The sequence below is a fragment of the Acidovorax sp. Root402 genome (assembly GCF_001425125.1).
GTDB lineage: Bacteria > Pseudomonadota > Gammaproteobacteria > Burkholderiales > Burkholderiaceae_C > Acidovorax > Acidovorax delafieldii.
Map to the genome: position 1 here is coordinate 438,519 of NZ_LMDQ01000014.1, position 25,758 is coordinate 464,276.

Annotated in this window: 23 protein-coding genes; 18 read left to right on the top strand and 5 right to left on the bottom strand. The window is 64.6% G+C overall.

The window, feature by feature from the left end; genetic code table 11:
• Positions 1 to 120 precede the first annotated feature (120 nt).
• From ASC83_RS13185 to ASC83_RS13220, 9 genes are all read left to right on the top strand, one after another.
• Positions 121 to 1,038: a dihydrodipicolinate synthase family protein gene (locus ASC83_RS13185; RefSeq protein WP_055398099.1), complete on the top strand. Its 918-nt coding sequence runs from the start codon at positions 121 to 123 to the stop codon at positions 1,036 to 1,038.
• A 37-nt stretch (positions 1,039 to 1,075) separates the two neighbouring features.
• Positions 1,076 to 2,011 carry a 4-hydroxyproline epimerase gene (locus ASC83_RS13190; protein ID WP_056063187.1) on the top strand — a complete coding sequence of 312 codons (936 nt, stop codon included), beginning with the start codon at positions 1,076 to 1,078 and terminating at the stop codon, positions 2,009 to 2,011.
• A gap of 25 nt (positions 2,012 to 2,036) precedes the next feature.
• Positions 2,037 to 3,152, top strand: coding sequence for an FAD-binding oxidoreductase (locus ASC83_RS13195; protein ID WP_056063190.1), 1,116 nt, complete (start codon positions 2,037 to 2,039; stop codon positions 3,150 to 3,152).
• Positions 3,153 to 3,175: 23 nt separating this feature from the next.
• Positions 3,176 to 3,436 carry a 2Fe-2S iron-sulfur cluster-binding protein gene (locus ASC83_RS23560; protein ID WP_200938956.1) on the top strand — a complete coding sequence of 87 codons (261 nt, stop codon included), beginning with the start codon at positions 3,176 to 3,178 and terminating at the stop codon, positions 3,434 to 3,436.
• Complete coding sequence (locus ASC83_RS13200) at positions 3,433 to 4,800, top strand: FAD/NAD(P)-binding oxidoreductase (protein WP_235509370.1); 1,368 nt, start codon at positions 3,433 to 3,435, stop codon at positions 4,798 to 4,800. The genes ASC83_RS23560 and ASC83_RS13200 overlap by 4 nt, the downstream gene beginning before the upstream one ends.
• Before the next feature lie 150 nt (positions 4,801 to 4,950).
• On the top strand, positions 4,951 to 5,586 hold the full coding sequence (locus ASC83_RS13205) for a TRAP transporter small permease (RefSeq protein WP_056063196.1): 636 nt from the start codon (positions 4,951 to 4,953) through the stop codon (positions 5,584 to 5,586).
• A 36-nt stretch (positions 5,587 to 5,622) separates the two neighbouring features.
• Complete coding sequence (locus tag ASC83_RS13210; RefSeq protein ID WP_056063200.1) at positions 5,623 to 6,888, top strand: TRAP transporter large permease; 1,266 nt, start codon at positions 5,623 to 5,625, stop codon at positions 6,886 to 6,888.
• Between the two features lie 57 nt (positions 6,889 to 6,945).
• On the top strand, positions 6,946 to 7,968 hold the full coding sequence (locus ASC83_RS13215; protein WP_056063202.1) for a TRAP transporter substrate-binding protein: 1,023 nt from the start codon (positions 6,946 to 6,948) through the stop codon (positions 7,966 to 7,968).
• 76 nt (positions 7,969 to 8,044) lie between these two features.
• Positions 8,045 to 8,719, top strand: a complete 675-nt coding sequence (locus ASC83_RS13220) for a GntR family transcriptional regulator (RefSeq protein WP_056063205.1) — start codon at positions 8,045 to 8,047, stop codon at positions 8,717 to 8,719.
• Between the two features lie 276 nt (positions 8,720 to 8,995).
• On the opposite strand, the gene ASC83_RS13225 is transcribed toward ASC83_RS13220, so the two are convergent.
• Complete coding sequence (locus ASC83_RS13225) at positions 8,996 to 10,432, bottom strand: PLP-dependent aminotransferase family protein (protein ID WP_056065047.1); 1,437 nt, start codon at positions 10,430 to 10,432, stop codon at positions 8,996 to 8,998.
• 203 nt (positions 10,433 to 10,635) lie between these two features.
• Here ASC83_RS13225 and gabT point away from each other — a divergent pair, with 203 nt between their 5' ends.
• The 6 genes from gabT to ASC83_RS13255 all read left to right on the top strand — a co-directional run bounded on the left by gabT (position 10,636) and on the right by ASC83_RS13255 (position 18,033).
• Positions 10,636 to 11,928, top strand: coding sequence for a 4-aminobutyrate--2-oxoglutarate transaminase (gene gabT / locus ASC83_RS13230; RefSeq protein ID WP_056063208.1), 1,293 nt, complete (start codon positions 10,636 to 10,638; stop codon positions 11,926 to 11,928).
• A gap of 30 nt (positions 11,929 to 11,958) precedes the next feature.
• Positions 11,959 to 13,068: an ABC transporter ATP-binding protein gene (locus ASC83_RS13235; RefSeq protein ID WP_056065049.1), complete on the top strand. Its 1,110-nt coding sequence runs from the start codon at positions 11,959 to 11,961 to the stop codon at positions 13,066 to 13,068.
• Between the two features lie 52 nt (positions 13,069 to 13,120).
• Positions 13,121 to 14,155: an ABC transporter substrate-binding protein gene (locus tag ASC83_RS13240; protein ID WP_056063211.1), complete on the top strand. Its 1,035-nt coding sequence runs from the start codon at positions 13,121 to 13,123 to the stop codon at positions 14,153 to 14,155.
• 101 nt (positions 14,156 to 14,256) lie between these two features.
• Positions 14,257 to 15,501, top strand: coding sequence for an ABC transporter permease (locus tag ASC83_RS13245; RefSeq protein WP_156379541.1), 1,245 nt, complete (start codon positions 14,257 to 14,259; stop codon positions 15,499 to 15,501).
• A gap of 31 nt (positions 15,502 to 15,532) precedes the next feature.
• Complete coding sequence (locus ASC83_RS13250; RefSeq protein ID WP_056063214.1) at positions 15,533 to 16,351, top strand: ABC transporter permease; 819 nt, start codon at positions 15,533 to 15,535, stop codon at positions 16,349 to 16,351.
• A gap of 191 nt (positions 16,352 to 16,542) precedes the next feature.
• Positions 16,543 to 18,033, top strand: coding sequence for an NAD-dependent succinate-semialdehyde dehydrogenase (locus tag ASC83_RS13255; RefSeq protein ID WP_056063216.1), 1,491 nt, complete (start codon positions 16,543 to 16,545; stop codon positions 18,031 to 18,033).
• 100 nt (positions 18,034 to 18,133) lie between these two features.
• Here ASC83_RS13255 and ASC83_RS13260 read toward each other — a convergent pair whose 3' ends face one another.
• Positions 18,134 to 19,339 (bottom strand): YeeE/YedE family protein, encoded by a 1,206-nt coding sequence (locus ASC83_RS13260; protein ID WP_056063219.1) that lies wholly within the window; start codon positions 19,337 to 19,339, stop codon positions 18,134 to 18,136.
• Positions 19,340 to 19,464: 125 nt separating this feature from the next.
• Positions 19,465 to 20,358 carry a sulfurtransferase gene (locus ASC83_RS13265; RefSeq protein ID WP_156379498.1) on the bottom strand — a complete coding sequence of 298 codons (894 nt, stop codon included), beginning with the start codon at positions 20,356 to 20,358 and terminating at the stop codon, positions 19,465 to 19,467.
• 940 nt (positions 20,359 to 21,298) lie between these two features.
• Between ASC83_RS13265 and ASC83_RS23960 the strand changes: the two genes are divergently transcribed.
• The gene (locus ASC83_RS23960; RefSeq protein WP_156379499.1) at positions 21,299 to 21,757 is read left to right on the top strand and encodes a trypco2 family protein; all 459 of its coding nucleotides are present in this window, start codon (positions 21,299 to 21,301) and stop codon (positions 21,755 to 21,757) included.
• Positions 21,758 to 21,923: 166 nt separating this feature from the next.
• On the opposite strand, the gene ASC83_RS13270 is transcribed toward ASC83_RS23960, so the two are convergent.
• Complete coding sequence (locus ASC83_RS13270; RefSeq protein ID WP_156379500.1) at positions 21,924 to 22,715, bottom strand: hypothetical protein; 792 nt, start codon at positions 22,713 to 22,715, stop codon at positions 21,924 to 21,926.
• 300 nt (positions 22,716 to 23,015) lie between these two features.
• Positions 23,016 to 23,705, bottom strand: a complete 690-nt coding sequence (locus tag ASC83_RS13275; protein ID WP_056063225.1) for an SOS response-associated peptidase — start codon at positions 23,703 to 23,705, stop codon at positions 23,016 to 23,018.
• A gap of 283 nt (positions 23,706 to 23,988) precedes the next feature.
• Between ASC83_RS13275 and ASC83_RS13280 the strand changes: the two genes are divergently transcribed.
• Complete coding sequence (locus tag ASC83_RS13280; protein ID WP_056063227.1) at positions 23,989 to 24,435, top strand: LexA family transcriptional regulator; 447 nt, start codon at positions 23,989 to 23,991, stop codon at positions 24,433 to 24,435.
• A 20-nt stretch (positions 24,436 to 24,455) separates the two neighbouring features.
• Positions 24,456 to 25,754, top strand: coding sequence for a Y-family DNA polymerase (locus ASC83_RS13285; RefSeq protein ID WP_056063230.1), 1,299 nt, complete (start codon positions 24,456 to 24,458; stop codon positions 25,752 to 25,754).
• The last annotated feature ends 4 nt before the right edge of the window (positions 25,755 to 25,758 follow it).

The following is a 25,758-nucleotide window of genomic DNA, read 5'->3' on the forward strand; positions in this document are numbered from 1 at the left end:
GCGAGGACAGACGCCTCCACTCCATGCGCCAACGAATGCGGAAAAATCCGCTTGCGCACTTTAAATATCTTGTTAATATATTAACAACTGCAACCCACCCACCGATCCAAGGAGCCCCTCGTGAACCCACAACCCCGCTGGCAAGGCATCTTCCCTGCCATCACCACCAAGTTCCACGCCGACGAGTCCATCGACGCCGAGGGCACAGCCCGCCACATCGACTTCCAGATCCGCAACGGCATCCACGGCCTGGTCACCTGCGGTTCTCTCGGCGAGGCCAGCACCCTCACGCTCGAAGAAAAGCTCCAGGTTGCCAAGATCGCCCTCGAAGCCGCCGATGGCCGCGTGCCCGTACTCGCCAACGTGTCCGAGACCAGCACCCGCGAAGCCCTGCGGTACATCGACGGCGGCAACAAGCTCGGCGTGGCCGGCTACATGGTCATGCCCTCGGTGATCTACGTGGCCGATGCCCGCGAGGCCATGGCCAATGTGCGCGCCATGGCGGGCGCCGCCCAGCGCCCCCTGATGGTCTACAACAACCCTGTGGCCTACCGCGTGGACCTGAAACCCGAGCACATGGTGGAGCTGGCCGACTGCGAGTGGATCGCCGCCATCAAGGAAAGCACCGGCGACATCCGCCGTATCACCGACCTGCGCAACACCGTGGGCGACCGCTACCAGCTCTTTTTGGGCGTGGACGACCTGGCCTACGAAGGCCTGGCCCTGGGCTGCGACGGCCTGCTGGCCGGCGTGGGCTGCGCCTTCCCGCGCGAAACCGTGGCGCTGTACGACCTGATGAAAGCGGGCAAATTTGCCGAGGCGCTGCCGCTCTACCAGTGGATGACGCCGATGCTGCACCTGGACGTGTCCAACAAGCTCGTGCAGAACCTCAAGCTCATCGATGCGCTGGTGGGCGTGGGCACCGAACACATGCGCCGCCCCCGCCTGCCCCTGGTGGGCGACGAACGCGCGTTTGTCGAGAGTGTGGTGCGCAAGGCCCTGGCCACGCGCCCTACAAAATACCAGTCTGTCGCCTGAGACACTGAGCGCCCTACTCCACCACCACCACAGCACCATGCAACGCATCCACGTGATCGACTCCCACACGGGCGGCGAGCCGACCCGGCTTGTCATCGACGGTTTCCCGGACCTGGGCACCGGCACCATGGCCGAACGGCGTGCGCTGCTGGCCGAGCGCCACGATGCCTGGCGGGCAGCCACCGTGCTGGAGCCGCGGGGCAGCGACGTGGTGGTGGGGGCGCTGCTCTGTGCGCCGCAAGACCCGGCCAATGCAGCGGGCGTGATCTTCTTCAACAACAGCGGCTACCTGGGTATGTGTGGCCACGGCACCATCGGGCTGATCGCATCGCTCGCCTACCTGGGCCGCATCACGCCCGGCGAGCACCGTATCGAAACCCCGGTGGGCACCGTCACCACCACCCTCCACACCGATGGTTCGGTCAGCGTGCGCAACGTGCCGGCCTACCGCCTGCACCATCAGCTGGCGGTGGACGTGCCCGGCTATGGCCGCGTGGTGGGCGATGTGGCCTGGGGCGGCAACTGGTTCTTCCTGATCTCCAACCACGGCCAGCGTGTAGCCAGCGACAACCTGGAGGCGTTGATGGCCTACAGCTGCGCCGTGCAGCAAGCCCTCAAAGACCAGGGCATTCGGGGCGACAACGGCGGCGAGATTGACCACATCGAGCTGTTTGCCGACGACGACCAAGCCGACAGCCGTAACTATGTGCTGTGTCCCGGCAAGGCCTATGACCGCTCGCCCTGTGGCACGGGCACCAGCGCCAAGGTGGCCTGCCTGGCGGCTGACGGCAAGCTGGCACCGGGCGCACTCTGGCGCCAGGCCAGCATCATCGGCAGCCAGTTCGAGGCCAGCTACACGCTGCAGGACGATGGCAAGGTCATCCCCACCTTGCGGGGCCGCGCGCACATGAGCGCCGACGCTACTTTGCTGATTGAAGACAAGGACCCCTTTGGCTGGGGCATCCGGCTATAACCCGACCCTGCTGCAAGTGCGCCCCATGCAACACACCGATGTCCTTGTGATTGGCGCTGGCATCGTGGGTGCCGCCTGCGCCCATGCGCTGGTGTCGGCAGGGCTGTCGGTACGTGTCATCGATGCGCGCCTCGGCGGTGCCACGGCGGCGGGCATGGGCCATCTGGTGGTGATGGATGACAACCCTGCCGAGCTGGCGCTGAGCCAGACATCGCTGGACCTCTGGCACACCTGGGCACCCCACATGGATGCGGGCTGTGCGTTCACGCCCTGCAGCACGCTCTGGCTGGCCGCCAACGATGCAGAGCTGCAGGCGGCCCATGACAAACGCAGCACCCTGCAAGCACATGGAATCGCCTGCGACATGCTCGACGCGGCCGCCCTGGCCCGCGCAGAACCCGCGCTGCGCCCCGGTTTGGCGGGCGCGCTCAAGGTGCAGGGGGACAGCGTGGTCTACGCCCCGCGCGCAGCCCAGTGGCTGCTGGACCAGGCCGCAGCCCACGGACACCTTGTGTTGGAGCAGGCTGAAGCGATGCAGATCGACGGCCACACCGTCACCCTGCGCGACGGAAACCAGCGCAGCGCAGGCGCCATTGTGCTGGCCAGCGGCATCCACGCCCCGCAGCTGTGCCCCGGCCTGCCGCTGCGCCCCAAAAAGGGCCACCTCGTCATCACCGACCGCTACCCAGGCACCGTGCACCACCAGCTGGTGGAGCTGGGCTACATCACCAGCGCGCACCACAGCGACGGTACCTCCGTGGCCTTCAACGTACAGCCCCGGCCCACTGGGCAGTTGCTGATCGGCTCGTCGCGCGAGTTCGACACCACCGACCCCGCCGTCAACAACGCCGTGATGGCGCGCATGCTGCAACGGGCACTCGACTACCTGCCAGGCCTGGCCGACCTCAACGCCATCCGCACCTGGACCGGCTTTCGCGCCGCCACGCCAGACAGCCTGCCGCTGATTGGCGCGCACCCCGAACACCCGCACCTGTGGCTGGCCGTTGGACATGAAGGATTGGGGGTGACCACCGCCCCGGCCACCGCGCAGTTGCTGGCGGCCCAGATCGCAGGGTGCGCCCCGGCGATCGACCCCACGCCCTTTGCACCTGCCCGCTTTGCAGGCCTGCGCACACCATGACCCCATCCAGAACACCCGCCCTGGTGCACATCGTGGTGAATGGCACCCCCCTTCAGGTGCCCCCGGGGACCAGCGTCGCCGCCGCGCTGGCGCAGCAAACACCCGGCACCACATGCACCTCGGTCACCGGCGCGGCGCGGGCACCGCTGTGTGGCATGGGGGTGTGCCACGAATGCAGAGTCCGCATCCACGGCCGCACCCGTCTGGCGTGCCAGACGGTCTGCACCGACGGCATGTCGATTCACACCGATGTCGGCACAGCGCCCGGGAGCGCCACGCCATGAACCAGCCCGTGACCCCACCCATGACCGAGCAACACTCGGCGCACGAGCGCTGCGACATCCTCATCATCGGCGCAGGCCCTGCAGGTTTGGCGGCTGCCCTCGCTGCCGCACCCAGCGGGGCCGCGATCACCATCGTGGATGACAACCCGCAGCCCGGCGGGCAAATCTGGCGCGATGGCCCCCAGGTGGTCTTGTCCGCCCTGGCGCAACAGCACCGCGCGGCGCTGGCCCGGCACACCAACATCCGCCTGCTGCCTGGCTCCCGCGTGGTGGGCCTGGGTGACCCGCAACCCGGCGACAACGCCCCGGCCCTGCTGCTGGAAGACGCTGACCGGGGCTGGACCCAGCACAGCCACCGCATCGTGCTGTGCACCGGAGCCCGCGAGCTGCTGCTGCCCTTTCCGGGCTGGACGTTGCCCGGTGTGACGGGTGCAGGCGCCTTGCAGGCCCTCATCAAGGCAGGGCTCGACGTGCGCGGCCAGCGCATCGTGATTGCAGGCACAGGCCCTCTGCTGCTGGCCGCTGCCGCCACCGCCAACAAAGCGGGTGCCACCGTGGTGCGCGTGGCGGAGCAGGCGCCGTGGAGCGCGCTCGCTGGCTTTGCAGCGCAACTGCCGCGCTGGCCTGCCAAGGCGTTGCAAGCCCTCACGCTGCTTCACCCGCAGTTGCGCGCCAGCAGCCATGTGCTGGAAGTCCAAGGCACCACGCAGGTGCAAACAGTGAGGCTGCGCAAAGGCAAACACGCCGAAGAAACCATGGCCTGCGACCGCGTGGCCTGCGGGTTCGGGCTGGTGCCCAACACCCACCTGGGGCAGATGCTGGGCTGCGCGCTGGGCGGGCCGTTGAGCGGTGGCCAGGGCCTGGCTGTCGATGCACAGATGCGCACCAGCGTGCCCGGTGTATTCGCCGCAGGTGAAGCCACCGGCTTTGGCGGCAGCGAACGTGCACTGGTTCAGGGCGCCATGGCAGGACATGTGGCAGCGGGACAGGTGCAACAGGCCCAGGCGCTGCGCCCGCAGCTGGCACGCTGGGAGCGCTTTGCGCAGGCGTTGCAGGCTTCTTTTTCACTGAACGGAGCACTCAAAACCCTGGCGCAGCCCGGCACCCTGGTGTGCCGCTGCGAAGACGTGCCCTACGCTGCACTGGCCGATCGCAACGGCTGGATCGATGCCAAGCTCCACACCCGCTGCGGCATGGGCGCGTGCCAGGGCCGCATTTGCGGCGCTGCCGCACAGCACCTGTTTGGCTGGACGCCTTCGCCCCCACGGCATCTGCTGGCGCCCACACGCATTGGCACGCTGGCCGCCCGCACGCCCGCGGCCACCACCAGTGCTCAGCGCGAGCCCGCAGCTCCCTCGGGCTGACGCGCGCGCAGCCGTTTTCCCCCGTCCTTCCTTTCAGGGCTTACCCGCACCCAGCAGGCATCCATCTTGCTTTTAAATATATTTGTTAGATATTAAAAAGCAGAAAGCTTTTTCTTTCATCGCCGCGCCCTCCTCCTCAGGAACCCCATCATGCCCACACCCAACAGTCCACCCGCCCCGCACTCTCCGGCGCCGCGCGCTCCCGTCCGCTGGGTGCTGGCGTTGTCCACGCAGGTTCTGCGCATGGAGCGGCATCTGCTCACCGCCCTCATGACGTTGCTGGTGCTGCTGATCCTGCTCAACGTCGTCACGCGCTACACCGGCATGCCCATCTACTGGGTGGACGAGGCGGCGGTCTACACGGTGGTCTGGCTGACCTTTGTGGGCGCCTCGGTCATGACGCGGCTGCGCATGGACTTTGCCGTGACCATGCTCACCGACCACCTCGGCGCGCGGGGCGCCAAGGCATTCAAGGTGTTGGCCACGTCCGGCGTGCTGCTGTTTGGCCTGGCCATGCTGGTGATGTGCTGGGTGTGGATGGACCCCATCGGCATTGCGCGCTACGGCTTTGACGCCAAGGAGTTTGCGGCCGAGAGCTTCAACTTCATCTACACCGAGCGCACCCAGACGCTGAACTGGCCCACCTGGGTGCTGCAACTCATCCTGCCGATCTTCTCGGCCACCTTCAGCGTGCATGCACTGGCCAACCTGTTCGAAGACATGGGCGCCGCAGAGCGTGTGCAGCACGCGGGCTTCGACGTAGTCAACGCCGACGCCGTGAACTGAACGCCCCTGCGCCAGCAAACCCACCAGAGCCCGACCATGATCACCACCCTGTTCTTCCTCGCCGCCTTGATGGTGGGTGTGCCCATCGGCGTATGCCTGTGCCTGTCAGGCGCGGTGTACATCCTCAGCATCGGCAGCCCGGTGCTGTTCCAGTCGTTCCCCATGCAGATGTTCGGCGGGGTGGACAGCTATGGCCTCATCGCCATCCCGCTGTTCATCCTGATCGGAGAGATCATGAACAGCGGCGGCATCACGCGGCGGCTGGTGGACCTGTCCATGGCCTTCATCGGCTCCGTCAGAGGGGGGCTGGCCTACGTGAACATCCTGGCCAACATGCTGGTGTCATCCATCATCGGCTCGGCCACCGCGCAGGTGGCCATCATGTCGCAGGTCATGGTGCCAGAGATGGAAAAGCAGGGCTACGACAAGACCTTTGCGGCGGGCCTCACGGTGTACGGCGGCATGCTCGGGCCCATCATCCCGCCCTCGGTGATGTTTGTGGTCTACAGCGTGCTGGCCCAGGTGGCCGTGGGCGACATGCTGATTGCCGGCATCCTGCCCGGCGTGCTGCTCACCGTGCTGTTCTTTGTCGTGATCGCGCTCATGGGCTTTGTCTACAACTACCCGCGCAGCGAAAAGCGCACGCTGGCCCAGCGCGCGCGCACCGTGGTGCAGGCCAGCCCCACGCTGCTGATCCCCATCATCATCGTGGGCTCCATCCTGAGTGGCCTGGCCAACCCCACAGAATCGGCCGCCGTGGGCGCGCTGGCCTCGGCCCTGGTGGGTCGCTATGTGACCAAGGAGTTCCGGTTCAGCGCCATGCCGGCCATCCTGCTGCGCTCGGCCATTTACTCCGCCATCGTGCTGTTTCTGGTGGCGGCAGCGGCCGTGTTCTCGTGGTTGCTGATCTACGGCAAGGTGCCTCAGATGGTGGCCGCCTGGGTGCAGACCGTGGCGCACGACCCGGTCACCTTCCTGCTGCTCACCAACGTCATCCTGCTGGTCATCGGCACGGTGATCGACGGCATCCCCGGTCTCATCATGACCGCCCCCATCCTGCTGCCAATTGCCACCGAGGTCTATCACATCGACCCGCGCCATTTTGGTGTGGTGATCGTCGTCAACCTGGTGCTGGGGCTGATGACCCCACCCGTGGGCCTGAGCTTTTTTGTCGCGTCAGCCGTCACCGGGGCCAAGCCCGGAAAGATGTTCATCGTCACGCTGCCGTTTTTCATCATCAGCTGCGTGGCGCTGGTGATGTTGTCGCTGTTCCCCAGCCTGTCGCTCGGTTTGCTCAAGTAGACCGCCGCCCAGCAAATCCCCCGTCCCCTCCCAAAGTTCTTTCACACGGAGTTCACCATGACGACCCAGCCCGCCCACACTGTCTCCCGCCGCCATTTCATCCAGCGCAACGCAGCTGCCGCCGCCGCAGTGGCGGTTCCTCTGGGGTTCCCGTCGCTGGTGCGTGCAGCCGATGCAAAGGAGTTCCGCCTGGGCCTCATCACACCCGCTGGCCACTCGTGGAACCGCGCCGCACTGCAGTTTGGCGAGGCGCTGAAGAAGGAAACCGACGGCCGACTGAGCGTCACGGTCTTCCACTCGGGCCAGCTTGGCAACGAGGCCGCGATGATGCAGCAGCTGCAGTCCGGCGCGCTCGACATGGGCTGGATCCAGGCGGCCGAACTGGGCTCGCGCGTGTCCAGCATCGCGGCGATCAATGCACCGTACCTGGTGCGCTCCACGCCTGCCGTGGCCAAACTCGTCAAACACCCATCTGCCACCAAACTGCTCGAAGTGCTGCCGCGCGAGACGGGCACCATTGGCCTGGGCTGGGGCATCACCGGCATGCGCGCCGTGTTCTCCACCAAGGACATCACGGTGCCCACCGACATCAAGGGCATGAAACTGCGCATCAACCCCACGCCCGTGTACCGAGACTTTTATCAAATGCTGGGCGCCGCCCCCACGCCCATCCCCACGCCCCAGGTGTTTGACGCGATGAGCAACGGCCAGGTGGATGGGCTGGAGGCGGACATCGAGTTCTCCTGGAACCAGCGCTTCGACAAGGTGGCCAAGGCCCTGCTGCAGATGAACGCCCTGTTCATGCCGTTCGCGCCGCTGGTCTCCGGCCGCATCTGGCAAGGGCTGGATGTCAAGGACAAGGACATCATCCGCAAGCTGGTGGCCCAGTCGCTGGATGCGCAGATCAATGACATCGTGACCACCGAGGCCGGGCTGATCGAGAAGTTCAAGGGCACGTCCATCGCCTTCAAGACGGCATCGTCGTTCAACCCCGACGGCATCATCCAGGAGTTCGACAAGCTGTGGCTGCCCAAGGCGCCGCAGATTGCCGAGCTGCGCAAGGCGGGCGCAAGCCTCTGACTGTGCCTGGAGGTCGCATCCCCTAAGATGCGGCCTCCCACAACGTCCTTCACGCGCTTTTCACGCCTCACGCCCGATGACACTCCGCAGCCCCTCCCCCCAGCAAGACTCCGCGCCCAAGCGGCGCGCGGCGGACGTGGCCTACGACGCCATCGAGACAATGATCTCCACGCTACAGCTGCAGCCGGGCAGCCCCGTGGTGGAGGCCGAAATCGCCGAAAGCACAGGCCTGGGCCGCACGCCGGTGCGCGAGGCGCTGCTGCGCATGGTGTCGATCGGGCTCATCGTGCAGCAGCCCCGGCGCGGCTTGCTGGTGTCGCACATCGATCTGGCCGACCACCTTGATGTGATCCAGACCCGCCGCGTGCTGGAGCGCCTGCTGGCCTCCAACGCCGCGCGCCGCGCCACCGCGCCGCAGCGCCAGGCCATCGTGCGCTGCGCCGAGAACATGGTGGAAGCCGCAGCGCGTGGCCACCTGGACGACTACATGCTGGCCGACCATGAACTGGACCTCGTCACCCACCAGGCCAGCCAGAACCACTCGGCCGTCAAATGCGTTGCGCCGCTCATCGTGCAGTGCCGCCGCTTCTGGTACGCCTACCAGCACGAAGGCGAGGTGTCAGAGGGTGCCCGCGCGCACATGCAACTGGCGCAGGGCATTGCCAGTGGCGACGAGGCCCAGGCCGTGGCGGGCGCGGAGCAGCTGATGGAGTACCTGGAGCGCTTTGCGCGGCGCATCATCGACCGCTAGGGACCCTCTGCACGAATCTCGCTGGCCAAGTGAGCGCAGCGGATCGGGAGGGGTTGCAAGGCGCAAAACGCAGCAATAGCCGTAGCTATTGCGAGTATTTGCAACGCTGCAGACCGCCCGAGCCCGCTGATGCACACGACGCGGTGATTCGTGCAGAGGGTCCCTATGGAACAGCCCCCCCGGGCCGCGGGTAGCTGCGTCAATCACTATCTATTTGATAGCAATCCAGGCATATTGCACTAGCGCATCCGCCCCAAAACGCTTCAAACCGCGTACTCAGGCCAGGGAACTGCCCTGTTCCGCCACCTGCTGGCCCATTTCGATGCGCTGCTCCAGAAAGCGCCACATCCGCTCGTCCTGGCTGAACGCCACGTTAAACCGCAGCCAGCCCGTAGGCCGGGGCTCCACCAGAAACAGCTGACCCGGCCCGAGCATGATGCCCGCACCGGTGGCCTCTTTCGACAGCTCGGCACTGTCGGGCAGGTCGGGGTGCCGGGCCCACAGGTACATGCCCGCCTCGGGCTCGTGGAACAGCTCGAATCCCAGGTTCAGCAAGCGCCGCCCCACCGTGCGGTGCGCCTCGGCCAGGCGCTCGCGCAGCGACTTGAGGTGCTTGCGCCAGCGCCCATCCGTCACCACACCAAACGTGATGCGCTCGGTGATCTCTGACGAGGTCAGGCCCGAGATCATCTTGAGCTGCACCAGCTCGTCGAGCAGGTCACGCCGCGCCGCCAGAAAGCCGGTGCGCAGGTTGGGCGAAATCGTCTTGGAGAAGCTGCCCAGATAGATCACGCGGTTGAGCTGGTCCAGGCTGGCCAGCGAGGGACGCACACCGGGGTCCATGTCGGCGTAGATGTCGTTCTCCACCAGCATGAAGTTGTGCTGCTCGGCCAATTGCAGCAGCCGGTGCAGGTGCGCCACCGATGCCACCGAGCAGGTGGGGCTTTGCAGGCGCGGCTGCGTGAAGAACACCGTGGGCTGGCGCTCGGCCAGCAGGGCCTCCAGTGCGGGCAGGTCGTAGCCGGTGGCGGTGCGCGGCACACCCACCACTTGCGCTCCCGCAAAGCGCAACATGAACAGCAGGTTGGGATAGCCGGGGTCGTCCACCAGCACCACATCGCCAGGCTTGACGAGGCGACGCGCCACCAGGTCCAGCGCCTGGCTGGAGCCCTGCGTGAGCAGCACCTGGTCGGCGTCCACCGCCAGATGGTGTTCGGCCAGCGACTCGGCCACCACCATGCGCAGCGCCATGTGGCCGTGGGGCAGGCCATAGCCATCCAGCTCGGGCCCGTCGGACGACAGCTGGCGCATGCTGCGTTTGACCGCATCGCCAAACAGCCAGTCGTGCGGCAGCCAGCCGCAGCCCGGTTTCATGGGCAGGTTGCGGTTTTCAAAAATTTGTTTGAGGTACCAGCGCGCATCAAAACGGGGCACGGCCCGCTCGGGCGCACCAGTGCCGGGCGCAGCGCCCTCGTCGCCCCGCCGCTTCACAAAAAAGCCCGCATTGGCCCGCGACACCAGCCAGCCCTGCGCCACCAGTCGGTCGTAGGCCTCGACCACGGTGAACACGCTCACGCCGTGCGCAGCGGCAAAAGCGCGGATGGACGGGAGTTTGCTGCCGGGTTTGAGCACCTGCCCGGCGATGAGCCCCCGCAGACCATCGACGATCTGGCTGACCAGAGGTGTCTGGAGGTCGGGGCTGAGAGTGAGCATCAGGGGAGCAAAAAAGGGGGGCGAATTGTGCACTGGGTTGGCGCACACCAAATCAGGGATTGCCTGTACAGGATTCTAGACCTGCACAGTGCGCGCCAAACAGCGCTGCGCTGTACATGGACGGGCCGTGGCGTGGATTCCAGAATTCGCCCCATTCCTGGTTTTCATTCCCTTTTTTGTCCTTCACAGCCACCGCCCACACCATGCAGCAAGACCGCCATTTCACCAACGCCGCCCTCCTCACCCGCCGCCACGCCGCCGTGGCCCGGGGCGTGGGCCAGGCCCATGAACTCTTCATCCACAAGGCCCGCAACGCCGAGCTGTGGGATGTGGAGGGCCGCCGCTTCATCGACTTTGCCGGTGGCATCGCGGTGCTCAACACCGGCCACCTGCACGCTGGCGTGATCGCCGCCGTCAAGGCGCAGCTGGACCTGTACACCCACACCTGCTTTCAGGTGGTGGCGTACGAACCCTACGTGGAAGTGTGCGAGCGCCTGAACACGCTGGCCCCCGGCGCGTTTGCCAAAAAGAGCCTGCTGCTCACCACCGGCGCCGAGGCCGTGGAAAACGCCATCAAGATCGCCCGCGCCTACACCAAGCGCCCTGGCGTGATCGCCTTTACGGGCGGCTACCACGGCCGCACCAACCTCACGCTGGGCCTCACCGGCAAGGTCGTTCCGTACAAGGTGGGTTTTGGTCCGTTCCCGGGTGAGACTTACCACGCGCTGTTCCCCAACGCACTGCATGGCGTGAGCGTGGAGCAGGCCCTGCATTCGGTGGAGTTGATCTTCAAGAACGACATCGAGCCCGAGCGCGTGGCCGCCTTCATCGTCGAGCCCGTGCAGGGCGAAGGCGGCTTCTATGTGGCCCCGCCCGAGTTCATCACCGGCCTCAAGGCCCTCGCAGACCGGTACGGCATCCTGCTGATTGCCGACGAAGTGCAGACCGGCGCGGGCCGCACGGGCACGTGGTTCGCCTGCGAACAATGGCCGGTGGCCCCCGACCTCATCACTACCGCTAAGTCGCTGGCGGGCGGCTTCCCCCTGTCGGGCGTGGTGGGCCGCGCTGACGTCATCGACGCGCCTGCAGCTGGCGGCTTGGGCGGCACCTATGCGGGCAGCCCGGTGGCCTGCGCGGCAGCCCTGGCGGTGATCGATGCGTTCGAGCAGGAAAACCTGCTGGCCCGCAGCCAGGACATGGGCGCGCTGCTGGTCAGTGCCCTGAAAGCAATGGCCGCCAAAGTACCCGCCATCGGCGACGTGCGCGGCCTGGGTGCCATGGTGGCGATCGAGCTGTTTGAAAACGGCGATGTGCACCGCCCCGACGCCGCACTGACCAAAAAGGTCGTGGCCGAAGCCGCGCGGCGCGGGCTCATCCTGCTGTCCTGCGGCACCTACGGCAACGTGATCCGCATCCTGGTGCCCCTGACGGCATCGGACGAACTGCTGCACGAAGGCCTGGCCATCCTGGCCGACAGCTTCGCAGCTGTGGGCTGAATCCCTTCTCCCTTGATTGCCTCCACCACCATGAACCACGCAGAACCCCTGGTCCGCTTCAGCGGCGTGCAAAAAACCTACGACGGCGAACAGCTTGTGGTGCGTGCGCTGGACCTGGACATCCAGCGCGGCGAGTTCCTGAGCCTGCTGGGGCCTTCGGGCTCTGGCAAGACCACCACGCTGATGATGCTGGCCGGCTTCGAGTCGCCCACCGCGGGCGACATCCTGCTCGATGGCAAGCAGATCACGCGCACGCCGCCGCACAAGCGCAACTTTGGCATGGTGTTCCAGAACTACGCGCTGTTCCCCCACCTCACCGTGGGTCAGAACGTGGCCTACCCGCTCACCGTGCGCAAGGTGCCCAAGGCCGAGCAGGCCGAACGCGTGAAGAAGGCGCTGGACATGGTCCGCCTGTCGGGCATGGCCGACCGCCTGCCCGCACGCCTGTCGGGCGGCCAGCAGCAGCGCGTGGCGCTGGCCCGCGCCCTGGTGTTCAACCCCCAGCTGGTGCTGATGGACGAGCCCCTGGGAGCGCTGGACAAACAGCTGCGCGAGCACATGCAGATCGAGCTGAAAGAGCTGCACCGCCAGCTGGGCGTGACCTTTGTGTACGTGACCCATGACCAGGGCGAAGCCCTGACCATGAGCGACCGCGTGGCGGTGTTCAACGAAGGTGTCATTCAGCAGTTGGCCGACGTGGAGTCACTGTACGAGACCCCGTCCAACCGCTTTGTGGCGGGTTTTGTGGGCGACAGCACGGTCATCACCGGTACGCTGCAAGGCAGTGGTACGGCGTGGGCTCTGCAGTTGCCTGACGGCCAGCGCCTGCCCGGCCTCAATGTGAACCACCTGGCACCCGGCGCCCCGGCCGAGGCCTGTATCCGCCCCGAGCGCATTGCGCTGCATGCCGCCAGCGCCACGCCCCAGGCCCCCGCCCTGCGCGCCACGGTGGCCCGTGCCATCTATTACGGCGACCACCTGCGCCTGATGTGCGACATCGGCGCCGGCCAGGCGCAGGCCACCGTCAAGCTGCCGCTGACCCGCGCCGACGCCAACCCGCACCCCGAACCTGGCGATGCGGTGCTGCTGGAGTTCCCCACGGAGTCCGTGCGCATCTACGCCCCGCCCACCGTTCACTGAACCGCATTTTTTGTTCCCCGTCCCCTGCCCTCAACCCCTAGGAAACCGCACCATGAAAAACAAGAGCCTGATCGCCTGCGCTGCCCTGTCTGCCTGCCTGGCCCTGCCCAGCCTGGCGCAGCAGCAACTCACCGTCGTCAACTTCGGCGGTGCCAACGCCAATGCACAAAAGAAGGCCTTCTACGAGCCCTACGAAAAGGCCGGCAACAAGATCGTGGCCGTGGAGTACAACGGCGAGCAGGCCAAGGTCAAGGCCATGGTCGAGGCCAAGAAGGTGACCTGGGACGTGGTCGAGGTGGAATCGCCCGACGCCGCGCGCGGCTGCGATGAAGGCCTGTACGAAAAGCTGGACTACAGCAAGATCGTGCCCAAGGCCGACCTGCTGCCCGCTGCGGTGAACGAGTGCGCTGTGGGCATCTTCGTGTGGTCCACCGTCATGGCCTACAACGGCGACAAACTCAAGACCCCACCCACCAGCTGGGCTGACTTCTGGGACACCAAGAAGATCCCGGGCAAGCGCGGCATGCGCAAGGGCGCGCGCTACAACCTCGAATTTGCGCTGCTGGCCGATGGTGTGAAGCCCGCCGACGTGTACAAGGTGCTGGCCACCAAGGACGGCGCCGACCGCGCGTTCAAGAAGCTGACCGAACTCAAGCCCAACATCCAGTGGTGGGAGGCCGGTGCCCAGGCGCCCCAGTTCCTGGTCGCAGGCGATGTGACTCTGACCACGGTGTTCAACGGCCGCATCGACGCCGCCAACCGCGAAGGCCGCAACCTCAAGATCTACTGGCCCGGCGGCATCTACGACCTGGACTACTGGGCCATCCCCAAGGGCACACCCAACAAGGATGCTGCTGTGAAGTTCATCGCCTTCACGATGCAGACCCCACAGCAAGCCGCCTATGCACAGAACATTGCCTATGGCCCGGCCAACACCAAGGCCCTGGCGTCGCTGGACAAGAAGGTGCTGGACGACCTGCCCACCTCGGCCACCAACGCCAAGGAAGCCCTGCAGTTCAGCGTGGGCTTCTGGGCCGACCAGGGCGAGGCGCTGGAAAAGCGCTTTGCCGCCTGGGCCACGCAGTAAGCCTGCGCCCGCCCGCCTGAGCCATGAGCCCACACCAGCAGCAGACAGAGCCCACCACCATGCAAGCCCACTCCGGCGTGATCGCCATGAACGCCCCTGATATGGCCCCGCACCGCGCACAGGACAGCCACGCCCCCGGCGCGCTGCGCAAAGCCTTGGCCCGCGCCGAAGTGCGGCGCAAATGGCGGGCGTTCAGCCTCACGCTGCCCTTGCTGGTGTTTCTGCTGCTCACGCTGCTGGTGCCCATTGCCGCGCTGCTGCAGCGCGCGGTGGAGAACCCCGAGGTGGCCAACGCGCTGCCCGGCACCATGCGTGCCCTGGACGGCTGGGACCGGCGCGACGCACCACCGGCGGCGGCCTACGCCGCGCTGGTGGGCGATCTCGCCCGCCTGCCCGACCGTTCGGACGCTGGCGCCCTGGCGCGCCGGCTCAACTCCGAGGTACCGGGCGCACGCTCCATGGTGATGGGGGCCTACCGCGACCTGCCTTTTGAAGGTTCTGCCGACGCCATCAGGGAGCGCCTGCTGGGCGCCGACCCCCGCTGGGGCGAAGCACCCTTCTGGCGCGCCATAGCCAAGAACGGCGCCCGCTGGACGCCCGACTACCTGCTTGCATCGGTGGACCTGCAGCGCGACGCACTGGGCCAGGTCGAACGCATGCCCGAGGAGCAGCGCGCCTTCGGCGGCATCCTGCTGCGCACGTTCCACATCAGCCTGGTGGTCACACTGGTGTGCCTGCTGGTGGGCTACCCGCTGGCCTGGTGGCTGGCCTCATTGCCTGCGCGTTCGGCCAACGTGCTGATGATCCTGGTGCTGGTGCCTTTCTGGACCTCGATCCTGGTGCGTGTGGCCGCTTGGATCGTGCTGCTGCAATCCGAAGGCCTGGTCAACCGGGGCCTGATGGGCCTGGGCCTGATCGAACAGCCACTGGCACTGCTGTTCAACCGCACGGGCGTGGTGATTGCCATGGTGCACATCCTGCTGCCGTTCATGATCCTGCCGCTATACAGCGTGATGAAGAGCGTGCCGCCCACCTACCTGCGTGCGGCGGTGTCGCTGGGCAGCTCGCCCATTGCCGCGGTTTTTCGGGTGTATGTGCCGCAAACCTACCCTGGCATTGGCGCGGGTGCGCTGCTGGTGTTCATCCTGGCCATTGGCTACTACGTCACGCCCGCGCTGCTGGGCGGGGCTGATGACCAGATGCTGAGCTACTACATCGCCCGCTACACCAACGTGGAAGTGAACTGGGGCATGGCCTGCGCGCTGGGTGCCCTGCTGCTGGCTGCCACGCTGCTGCTGTACGGCGTGTACCGCCGCATTGGCAAAGCCGAATTGAGTCTGGGCTGATCACTCCCTCCAAAGCTGAAAGTCGCTGACCATGTTTCGCCTGCCCCGATTCCCCCTGTACGCCACGTTGGCCGACAAGCTCGGCTGGTGGGCCGTGCGCGCACTGTGCGTGTCCGTGCTGGTGTTCCTGCTGGCCCCCATCCTGGTGATGGTGCCGCTGTCGTTCTCCGAAAGCTCGTTCCTCGCCTACCCCATCCACGGCTGGTCGCTCAAGTGGTACCGCAACCTGTTCGAGTCGGCCGAATGGGCCCGTGCCACGCGCAACAGCTTCATCGTGGCGCCCGCAGCCACGCTGATTGCCACTGTGCTGGGCACCCTGGCCGCCGTGGGCCTGTCGCGGGCGGACTTCCGGTTCAAGGGACTGCTCATGGCCATCCTGATTGCCCCGATGGTGGTGCCCATCATCGTGGTGGGCGTGGCCACCTACCTGTACTTCGCGCCGCTGGGCCTGGCCGACAGCTATTTCGGTCTCATCATCGTGCACGCAGCCCTGGGCGCACCTTTTGTACTGACCACCGTGCTGGCCACGCTGGCGGGCTTCAACCACAACCTGGTGCGCGCCTCGCTGAGCCTGGGTGAGACACCGCTCAACACTTTCTTCCGCGTCACGCTGCCGGTGATTGCGCCGGGCGTGATCTCCGGCGCGCTGTTTGCGTTTGCCACCTCCTTTGACGAAGTGGTGGTCACCCTCTTCCTGGCCGGGGCCGACCAGTCCACGCTGCCGCGCCAGATGTTCAATGGCATCCGCGAGAACATTTCGCCCACCATTGCCGCCGTGGCCACACTGCTCATCCTCTTCACCACCAGCCTCTTGCTGGCGCTGGAGTGGCTGCGGGGCCGACGCGCATGAGGGCGCAGGCCGTGTTCACCAGCGCACGCATCCCCACCCATGCCCCTGTTGCCGGTGCCACTTTGGCGACGCATTGCGCAGCCCCGCCCATGCTAGCCTTTGGCTAGATGTATGCGGGCTCTTGGCCCCCGCGCTGCGCCCCTTCCCTTTTCCTCGCCCTTCGTTTCGTCACCTCTCCCGGAAGTATTCCCATGGACATGAAGACATCTCCCCTCGCACTGCTGAACGACCCCACGCTGCTCAAGACTGACGGCCTCATCAACGGCCAATGGGTGGCGGGCAGCAGCCGCTTTGACGTGAACGACCCAGCCACGGGACGGAAGCTGGCCGACGTGGCCAATCTGGGCCCGCAGGATGCCGAGGCCGCCATTGCCGCCGCCAACGCCGCCTGGGGCCCTTGGAAGACCAAGACCGCCAAGGAGCGCAGCATCATCCTGCGCAAGTGGTTTGACCTGCTTATGGCGAACCAGGACGACCTGGGCCGCATCATGACCGCCGAGCAGGGCAAGCCCCTGCCAGAAGCCAAGGGCGAGGTCGCCTACGGCGCGAGCTTTGTGGAATGGTTTGCCGAGGAGGCCAAGCGCATCAACGGCGAGACGCTGCCCCAGTTTGACAACAACCGCCGCCTGCTGGTGCTCAAGCAGCCCATCGGCGTGTGCGCGGCCATCACGCCATGGAACTTCCCGCTGGCCATGATCACCCGCAAGGTCGCGCCTGCGCTGGCTGCGGGCTGCCCCGTGGTCATCAAGCCGGCCGAGCTGACGCCGCTCACCGCCCTGGCCGCCGCCGAGCTGGCCATCCGCGCAGGCATCCCTGCCGGGGTGTTCAACATCCTGCCCGCAGACAGCGACAACTCGATTGCCATCGGCAAGGTGCTGTGTGCGAGCGACGTGGTGCGCCACATCAGCTTCACGGGGAGCACCGAAGTGGGCCGCATCCTGATGGCGCAGTCGGCCCCCACGGTCAAGAAGATGTCGCTGGAGTTGGGTGGCAATGCGCCCTTCCTGGTGTTTGACGATGCCGACATCGACAGCGCCGTGGAAGGCGCCTTTGCCAGCAAGTACCGCAACGCGGGCCAGACCTGCGTATGCACCAACCGCTTTTACGTGCAGGAAGGCGTGTACGACGAGTTCGTGGCCAAGTTCGCCGCCAAGGTCAAGACGGCCAAGGTGGGCAATGGCTTTGAAGCCGGTGTGAACCAGGGCCCGCTGATCGAGGAAGCGGCTCTGGCCAAGGTGCAGCGCCACGTGGACGACGCGCTGGCCAAGGGCGGACAGGTGGTGGCTGGCGGCCAGCGGCTCAAGAGTCTGGGCTCCGGGCAGTTCTTCGAGCCCACGGTGGTGGCCAATGCATCGGCCGACATGCTGTGTGCCCGCGAAGAAACCTTTGGCCCGTTTGCGCCCGTATTCAAGTTCAAGACCGAGCAGGAAGCCATCGACGCAGCCAACAACACCGAGTTCGGCCTGGCCAGCTACTTCTACAGCCGCGACGTGGGTCGCATCTTCCGCGTGACCGAGGCGCTGGAATACGGGATGGTCGGTGCCAACGTGGGCATTCTGGCCACAGAGCACGTACCCTTTGGCGGCGTCAAGCAGTCGGGCCTGGGCCGCGAAGGCTCGCACCACGGCATGGACGACTATGTGGAGATCAAATACCTGTGCCTGGGCGACATCCAGAAGTGACCAGCGCCAGAACGGCTTCCCATTGATATGCTTTTGATAGCTGCTAGCGCCTAATTTATAAGCGCTAGCAGCCAAAAAAGCTTCAAAATTTAGGGCCTCGTCAGCGACGCAACATCGCCTTTACACGCAGGCCGCCCCACACTGCGAAGAACACCGCGGCACCAAACACCCAACCCGACAGCGCGCCCGCCATGCCGCCGGACAGCAGCGTGCCAATGGTGCAGCCCAGCCCGGTCATCGCCCCCCAGCCCAGGAACACGCCACCCGAGAGGCCCCGTACAGCATCGCGCCACGTGGGCCAGCGCGGCACAAACTGGCGGCTGGCTGTAGCTGCCACGAACGCTCCCGCCACCAGGCCCACAAACAGCACGGCATTGGGGGTAAACCAGGTGGCCTGCGGCACGGTAGCGCAACCCGCAAATCCATCGAGTCCATCGAGCCGGTCTGGAATCCAGCCCTGCCCTTGTGCCCACTGGCGTGCGGCGCTGCCCAGCGTGGCTGTCACGCCCAGGGGTCGCATGCGCACGATGGCAAATGCGCCAATCAGCCCCACGACCAACCCGCCTACCCAGTAGTGCCAGCGCCCGGTCCACAGGTCGCGCCACACGGCACGCAGTCCTGGTACGGCAGGGACTGCACCAGGCGCTGATGATGCGGCAGCCTCCTGCGCAAAGTCACGCCAAAGCCAGGCAGCCACCAGGGCCAACCCGCCCAGTTGCACCAGCAAGGCGCCGCCATACCCCAGGTGGGCAGGCAGCCACACCACGGGCGCATCGGCCACACTCAGGCTGTACAAGGGGTTCCAGGTCTTGAAACCCAGGATGAAGCCCAGTGCCGACCCGGCCAGCGCGAACGGCGATACCGTGGCCCCTTCGGCCAGCCGGTACCAGTGCGCGCTGATGCACGAGCCCGACACCACCATGCCGGTACCAAACGACAGCCCAGCCGCTACCAGCACCCAACTCACGGGGCCGATGTGCATGTCGGGCGGCAGCTTACCCGGCTGGGGCACCGGCAGCCAGCTGCCCAGCACCACGGTGTAGCCCACCACCCCCACCGCCAGCGCCAGCACGATGGCCAGCAGCCCGCGCGGATTGCGGTCTTCAAACCAGTCGCGCGCGTGGCAGTAAAAGCAAAAGCGCGAGCGCTGCAGCACGAGCCCCAGCACAGCACCCGTGACCAAAGCAAAGACGAGCGTGCGCCCGCCTGGCAAGCCCTGAACCGCCTGGGCACCCCAACCCAATGCCACCAGCGCTGCGAGCGACGCCAGGGCTCCTGCGCCAGAGAAATTGATCTTGTATGTCATTGCACCGCACCCATAAAAAAAGCCCGCACCAGGCGGGCTGTAAAGGAGACCCCCTACCAAAACTCAAAAGATCTCTTTGTTTTGCATTGCACCTTCTTCCCAAAAGGTTCTGTCGGTCAGCCCATTCACTTCGCGGCCCAGATGGTGCCCGCCGGGTTGGTGATAGGCACGCCCACCGCATTGCCGTATTCCGTCCACGAACCGTCGTAGTTCTTGACGCTGTAGCCCAGGATCTTGGACAGCGCAAACCAGGTGTGGCTGGAGCGTTCGCCAATGCGGCAGTAGGTGATGATGGGCTTGCTGCCATCCACGCCCGCGCTGGCGTAGAGCTTTTGGAGGTCCTCGGCGGACTTGAAGGTGCCATCCTCCTTGACCGCCTGGCCCCAGGGCACGTTAGCCGCGCCGGGGATGTGGCCAGCACGGATGCTCAGCTCGGGCACACCGGCCGGGGCAAAAATCTTGCCCGCGTATTCGTCAGCCGACCGGATGTCCACCAGCTTTGCATTGCTCTTGCCCTCTGCCGCAGCCAATGCATCGGACAGGCGGGCCCGCAGGTCGGTGTTCACCTTGACCACCCGGTAGCTGGTGGTTGCAAACTCGGGCACGCGGTTGTTCAGCGGCTGGTTCTCCGCCTCCCACTTCTTGCGGCCGCCGTCGAGCAGCTTCACGTTCTTGACACCATAGATGTCAAACACCCACGCGCCCCAGGCAGCAAACCAGTTGTTGGTGTCGCCGTACAGCACCACCGTGGTGTCTTGCGACACGCCCGCCTTGGACAACAGGGCCTCAAACGCATCCTTGCTCACGATGTCACGGCGCACCCGGTCGTTCAGGTCCTGGTGCCACGAGAAGTTGACCGCACCCGGCACATGGCCGCGCTCGTACAGACCGGGGTTCACGCTCACCTCCACAATGCGCACCTGCTGATTGTCCAGGTTCTGCGCCAGCCATTCGGTGGTGACCAGAGGGCCTGCGGGGATGGGTGTGGCAGCGAGCAAAGTTCCACCGAATAACGCCATGGAGGATGCCAGGGAGGCACGCGTCCAGCGGCGTCCAAACCATTGTGATGAGAGAGTGCGTTGGGTTGTCATTGGCATCCGTTCCTTTTCTTTGAAGTGCCTGTGCAGTGCAGCAGGTAGAAGGAATTTAGAGCCCGACGCGATCACACCCAACCAACATGTTCGGCTATGGATATGCGTTTTGCACGCTTGCACAAAGCGCTTGCCAGACGGCTGGCGGATGCTGCCTATAATCCGGAGCGTCGCGGGTGTAGTTCAATGGTATTTCTTCACTCTATTTTGAAATTGCAAAATAGTTAAAAAAACTACACCAAAAACTACACCGCATCAGGCAGCGAGTTCCGCACAATGTGTGGGTGCACCTCGCGCTGCACAAATGGTGTGGCGCAAAGTAAATCAGATACATCTACGCCCAACATCACTGTGTAGACTCCGACTTTTGTCGCACACAGGATCTGCAATGAATCAACCTCAAGACCAATGGAGCAAGGGGTATCTCGACGGCTGGGCAGAGCAAGGGGCATGGTCGACTCTAGACCCAACTATCCCTCCAATGCCAACGACACCGCCAGACGTGAAGGACACGGAAAAATGGGCATACGACACGGGCAAGTCCCAGGGCGTGCTTGACAGGCTAAAAAAACAAGCGGGACTCGGCTAGTCCTAGGTTAGGCCGACAACGCTAGCGTTAAGAGTAGGCGTTCATTTGTCGCTCTTGCCTGCTCCTGAAAAATTTCGCTGCACTCCGCCCGGTCCCCGCGCACAGAACTACGCGGCTGAGAAGCCGATGTGTTTCTCGGAGAGATGACTCGACGGCGATCCCCACGATTTTTGGACCACCTGCGGGTGGTCTTTTTTACCGCCCCTTCTGACGGCAATAGTTTTCTTGCCAGCTTTGAGGGCAGTGGTGACCATGGAGCCTCCACTACCGGAGGGAACCATGCAACGACTGAACAAACTCGTACTCCTTAGCTCCATAGCTGCATTTCTGACAGGGTGTCAGACTTTCCAAACAGTGCCGGAACCTACTGCCGACCTCAGTACGGTGCTCAATGAGCTGCGACAGGAACTGGCGGCCACTCAGGCAGCTTCTCCAGACCGTCCTGCTAACCTTTCGATTAAGAGTGCGACAGTTGTACTAAAGGTGACCGCTAGCACTTCGACGCAAGCGGGAGGGGGTATTGAGAAAGCACCCGTGAAGCTCTCCTTTACGCGCACGACTAGTGGCACGCTGGAAAACACAATCACGCTCGAGCTAACCAATCCCTGCACGCAAGACATTACTGACAGCGCCAAAGACGGCAAATCAACCAAACTGTCGTGCGCCGGCAATCTGAACACTCAGAAAGTGTTTGTTCCAGGCCCCACCATCCTCTCCAAGCCATACAAGCTTGAGTAGCTCAAAGCTGCCGGCCGCGTAGGGTTACGGCCTTCATGGTGGTTCTATTGTCTGCGCCTGAAATGTGACCTTGTGCTTGCCACTTCCCGGCGCCCGGAGCAATGCCTGTCATTGACTCCGGGACCTCGATTTCAGCGTCTCCGCCAGACTTCCCTGCTGAAAATCGTCAATAGAACAGGTATCGACCCGCACTGATACGAGGCGTGTCGCTAGCACCAGAACCCACATTGCCGTTCGTCACAGCGATCATAGAAACCACGGGTGCGGCAAAAGAGTACTCAGCGGTCTTAGTGAAGTCGGTGGTACCAGCATACGCGCCGGTGATCCGATAACCCGTAGGGTCGTATACCGCAAGTGCTGGGCTGTTCGAAGTGCCCCCGGACAACAGCGGCACACCGTTTGCACGGTTCACGATCTGGACGCCGACGTCATACCGTCCAGATGGAGTCCTTGAGGCCCACACCTTGACCGTCACTGGGTTCACCATTCCCACCAGCAAATCAAGGCCGTAGTCGAGCAAGATCTTGTCTCGATTTGGCGCTCCATTTTCTTTTTGGCAGTCGGGCAAGTTGCCCTTTCGGAACGATTCCAACCAAGCGCATTGGTACTGCGTCCCGTTGTACACGAGGTTGCCAATGGCAACCCCCACGCCTGTGCTGATGGCATCGCTACCAAACCCCTCGCCTGTGTCGTAGGCTGTGCCTGCACGACCTGTGAAGGGTGCAACAGTTTTGTTGTCGTACAGATTTACCGCGAAATGCTTGCCTGCAACAGCATTGGTAGTGACGTAATCCGCGAAGTTGTCTATGTCGAATTCGACATACAGACCCGAGGTGCCTGCAGAGCGCTGGGGAAGATTGAACGCTTGGGCATAAAACCCCCCAACGTTGGGAAGCAGATAGTGGCCGTAAGCCGAGAGATTCGTCGGGAAGACTGGCGTTCCTGGAATGGCGTTCATTGCTTGAGCGTGTCCAGGCAATGCGGCCGCAAAGGGCAAGAGCGCTGCAGACTGGACAAGCTGACGGCGACTGATGGGCATGGCAACCTTTCAAAAAATTGGGGTCAAAACGACGACCTGATCCTACTGACCACCCTCGCCAACCTCACACCCTTTTACATCCGCTTTCAACCGTCATTGGGCAGTCAAAAAAAGCAACTCAAATACCGCTCAAAGCGTTTCAAAGTGCTCTTCGATCCCCGTCCAATCAATTGCGAATCAGATCGCCCGGCACTACTTGCGCTATGAGCTACGTCACTTTCAAACTGACAGCTCCACCTGCTGTGCTGGATCCTTGGACCGGTGCACAAACAGCTTCAGCTGCGGCACCTTGATCAACGCCTCCGCCAGCTCAATGGTGCCGTGCAGCCAAGTATCCCAGTCGCCCTTTTCCAGAGGCACCACCGTGCGCTTGTCTTGCATGTCGGGCGGTCGCTTAGGGTCGGGCCTGTGCATCAGGTTCAGCACCGGCACGTCGTCGCAGTTCTGCGTGATCATGGTGTAGCTGAGCACTACCTCGCCCGTAGCCGGATCGGTCCATTCGCTCCACAGACCCGCCAGGCCCCAGGGCTCGCCATCAGCGCGCTCAAACTGCCAGGGGATGTGTTTGCCGGTCCCCCAGTAGGGTTCGACGTACAGCTGCGCCGGGATGATGCAGCGCTGCCCCTTGCGCCAGGGGCCCCCGTAGGTCCAAGACTTGGCCATGCCCTCGCGCCGGGCGTTGACGGTGGCCAGGCGCTTGCCGTCCTTGCCGGTGGGGATGTGCGTTTTGGAGTGCGGCGGGATCATGCCCCACTGCCCCACCACCAGCTCGCGCCCTGCTTCGCCCTTGGCCCGTAGGAACGGCCCACGGTACAGAGGGCTCATCTTGTCGCGCCATTCCTCTTCGGGCACGTCACCGAAGTGCAGCACCAGCTGCTCACGGCCCGGGACCTCGTAGTAGGTACACATGGCAACATTCTGGCAGCAGGGAGCTATACTGTAAATATGTACAGNTGCCGGTGGGGATGTGCGTTTTGGAGTGCGGCGGGATCATGCCCCACTGTCCTACCACCAGCTCGTGCCCAGTTTCGCCCTTATCCCGCAGGAACGGACCCCGGTACAGCGGGCTCATCTTGTCGCGCCACTCTTCCTCGGGCACGTCACCGAAGTGCAGCACCAGCTGCTCACGGCCCGGGACCTCGTAGTAGGTACACATGGCAACATTCTGGCAGCAGGGAGCTATACTGTAAATATGTACAGTCTTTGGAATTCCCCGCTACCTGTGCCGTACGACACGGCGGCACAGTCGCTGGCCTTGCCCCTGTGCGGGGTGAGCGTGCGCGCGGGGTTTCCATCGCCTGCCGATGACTTCGCGGTGGAGCGGCTGGACATCATGCAGCTGCTGGTGAAGCACCCCCAGGCCACCTACTTCTGGCGCGTGCGTGGCGACTCGATGAGGGACGCGGGCATTGAGGACGGCAGCATCATCGCGGTGGACCGGGCGATCAAGCCCAAGCACAACAGCATCGTCGTGGCCATTGTGGACGGCGAATGCACCGTGAAGTATCTGCATCAGCGAGCCGGCCGCATCAAGCTGCGCGCGGCCAACCCTACCTATCCCGACATCATCCCCCGCGACAGCCAGACCATTGAGGTATGGGGTGTGGTGAGTGGGTGCGTGAAGCTGTTTCTCACCTGATCTGATGGACGGAGGCCAGCATGTATGCGCTGGTGGATGGCAACAATTTTTACGTGAGCTGCGAGCGGGTGTTCCGCCCCAGCCTGAACGGCCGCCCGGTGGTGGTGTTGAGCAACAACGACGGCTGCGCGATTGCCCGCAGCAATGAGGCCAAGGCCCTGGGCATCAAGATGGGGGCGCCGTGGTTCCAGATACGGCACATGGAGGAGACCCACGGGCTGGTGGCCTTGAGTGCCAACTTCACGCTGTACGGCGACATGAGCAACCGGATGATGAGCCTGGCAGCGGGTCTGGGGCCTTCACAGGAGATCTACAGCATCGATGAGTCGTTTATCGGCCTGCAGGGGCTAAGGGGCGACCTGATCACACGCAGCCACGCCATCCGCGCCCGCATCCAACAGTGGATAGGCATCCCCTGCGGCATCGGCATAGGCCACACCAAGACGCTGGCGAAGCTGGCTAACCACATCGCCAAGACGGCCGAGCGCAAGCCAGGCAGCTATCCGGCCGAGTTGGCCCAGGTGTGCAATCTGACCGCCCTGCCCGCCCAGGACCTGGACGACGTGCTGGCCAACACGCTGGTGGAAGAAGTCTGGGGCGTGGGCCGCAAGATCGGTGCGCAGCTGCATCAGTGCGGGGTGCATACGGTCCTAGACCTGGCCCGGCTGGACCCGGCCATAGTTCGCAGGCGCTGGAGCGTGGTGCTGGAGCGCACCGTGCGCGAGTTGCAAGGCATGCAGTGCATTGACCTGGACGACGCGCCCGAGCCCAAGAGAGAGATTGCATGCACCCGGTCATTCGGCCAGGCGGTGACAGAGCTGCCGCCGCTGGTGGAAGCCGTGAGCGAATTCGCCAGCCGCGCGGCCGAGAAGCTGCGCAAGCAGGGCAGCTTGGCCAGCCAGCTGCTGGTGTTCTGCCACACATCCCCCTTCCGGCCTGGCCCCCGCTTCAACAAGTCAGTGGTGGTGCCCCTACGCCGGCCTACAGCCGACACCGGCAAGCTGGTGTGGGCGGCTGCTGCTGGCATGCGCCGCATGTACGAGCCTGGCTACAAGATGGCCAAGGCCGGGGTGATGCTGCTGGACCTGGTGCCAGGCAACGTGCTGCAGGGCGAGCTGGATCTGGAGGATGAAGACCACCGGGACCGAACCCAGCTGATGGCGGCGCTGGACACACTCAACCAACGCTATGGCAAAGGCACCGTGCATTCAGGCGCCACGGGCGGCACTAACAAAGGCAAAGACTGGGGGATGAAGCAGGAGAGGCGCACGCCGCAGTACACGACGCGGTGGGAGGATGTGCCGGTGGCGCGAGCGTAATGCT

Coding starts and splice junctions, on each gene's coding strand:
- ASC83_RS13275 (WP_056063225.1), bottom strand. CDS start 23,705: ATGTGTACCTACTACGAGGTCCCGGGCCGTGAGCAGCTGGTGCTGCAC.
- ASC83_RS13235 (WP_056065049.1), top strand. CDS start 11,959: ATGAACCACGCAGAACCCCTGGTCCGCTTCAGCGGCGTGCAAAAAACC.
- ASC83_RS13240 (WP_056063211.1), top strand. CDS start 13,121: ATGAAAAACAAGAGCCTGATCGCCTGCGCTGCCCTGTCTGCCTGCCTG.
- gabT (WP_056063208.1), top strand. CDS start 10,636: ATGCAGCAAGACCGCCATTTCACCAACGCCGCCCTCCTCACCCGCCGC.
- ASC83_RS13220 (WP_056063205.1), top strand. CDS start 8,045: ATGACACTCCGCAGCCCCTCCCCCCAGCAAGACTCCGCGCCCAAGCGG.
- ASC83_RS13280 (WP_056063227.1), top strand. CDS start 23,989: ATGTACAGTCTTTGGAATTCCCCGCTACCTGTGCCGTACGACACGGCG.
- ASC83_RS13255 (WP_056063216.1), top strand. CDS start 16,543: ATGGACATGAAGACATCTCCCCTCGCACTGCTGAACGACCCCACGCTG.
- ASC83_RS13245 (WP_156379541.1), top strand. CDS start 14,257: ATGGCCCCGCACCGCGCACAGGACAGCCACGCCCCCGGCGCGCTGCGC.
- ASC83_RS13265 (WP_156379498.1), bottom strand. CDS start 20,358: ATGGCGTTATTCGGTGGAACTTTGCTCGCTGCCACACCCATCCCCGCA.
- ASC83_RS13225 (WP_056065047.1), bottom strand. CDS start 10,432: ATGCTCACTCTCAGCCCCGACCTCCAGACACCTCTGGTCAGCCAGATC.
- ASC83_RS13205 (WP_056063196.1), top strand. CDS start 4,951: ATGCCCACACCCAACAGTCCACCCGCCCCGCACTCTCCGGCGCCGCGC.
- ASC83_RS13250 (WP_056063214.1), top strand. CDS start 15,533: ATGTTTCGCCTGCCCCGATTCCCCCTGTACGCCACGTTGGCCGACAAG.
- ASC83_RS13210 (WP_056063200.1), top strand. CDS start 5,623: ATGATCACCACCCTGTTCTTCCTCGCCGCCTTGATGGTGGGTGTGCCC.
- ASC83_RS13215 (WP_056063202.1), top strand. CDS start 6,946: ATGACGACCCAGCCCGCCCACACTGTCTCCCGCCGCCATTTCATCCAG.
- ASC83_RS23960 (WP_156379499.1), top strand. CDS start 21,299: ATGCAACGACTGAACAAACTCGTACTCCTTAGCTCCATAGCTGCATTT.
- ASC83_RS13285 (WP_056063230.1), top strand. CDS start 24,456: ATGTATGCGCTGGTGGATGGCAACAATTTTTACGTGAGCTGCGAGCGG.
- ASC83_RS13200 (WP_235509370.1), top strand. CDS start 3,433: ATGAACCAGCCCGTGACCCCACCCATGACCGAGCAACACTCGGCGCAC.
- ASC83_RS13270 (WP_156379500.1), bottom strand. CDS start 22,715: ATGAACGCCATTCCAGGAACGCCAGTCTTCCCGACGAATCTCTCGGCT.
- ASC83_RS13260 (WP_056063219.1), bottom strand. CDS start 19,339: ATGACATACAAGATCAATTTCTCTGGCGCAGGAGCCCTGGCGTCGCTC.
- ASC83_RS13195 (WP_056063190.1), top strand. CDS start 2,037: ATGCAACACACCGATGTCCTTGTGATTGGCGCTGGCATCGTGGGTGCC.
- ASC83_RS13190 (WP_056063187.1), top strand. CDS start 1,076: ATGCAACGCATCCACGTGATCGACTCCCACACGGGCGGCGAGCCGACC.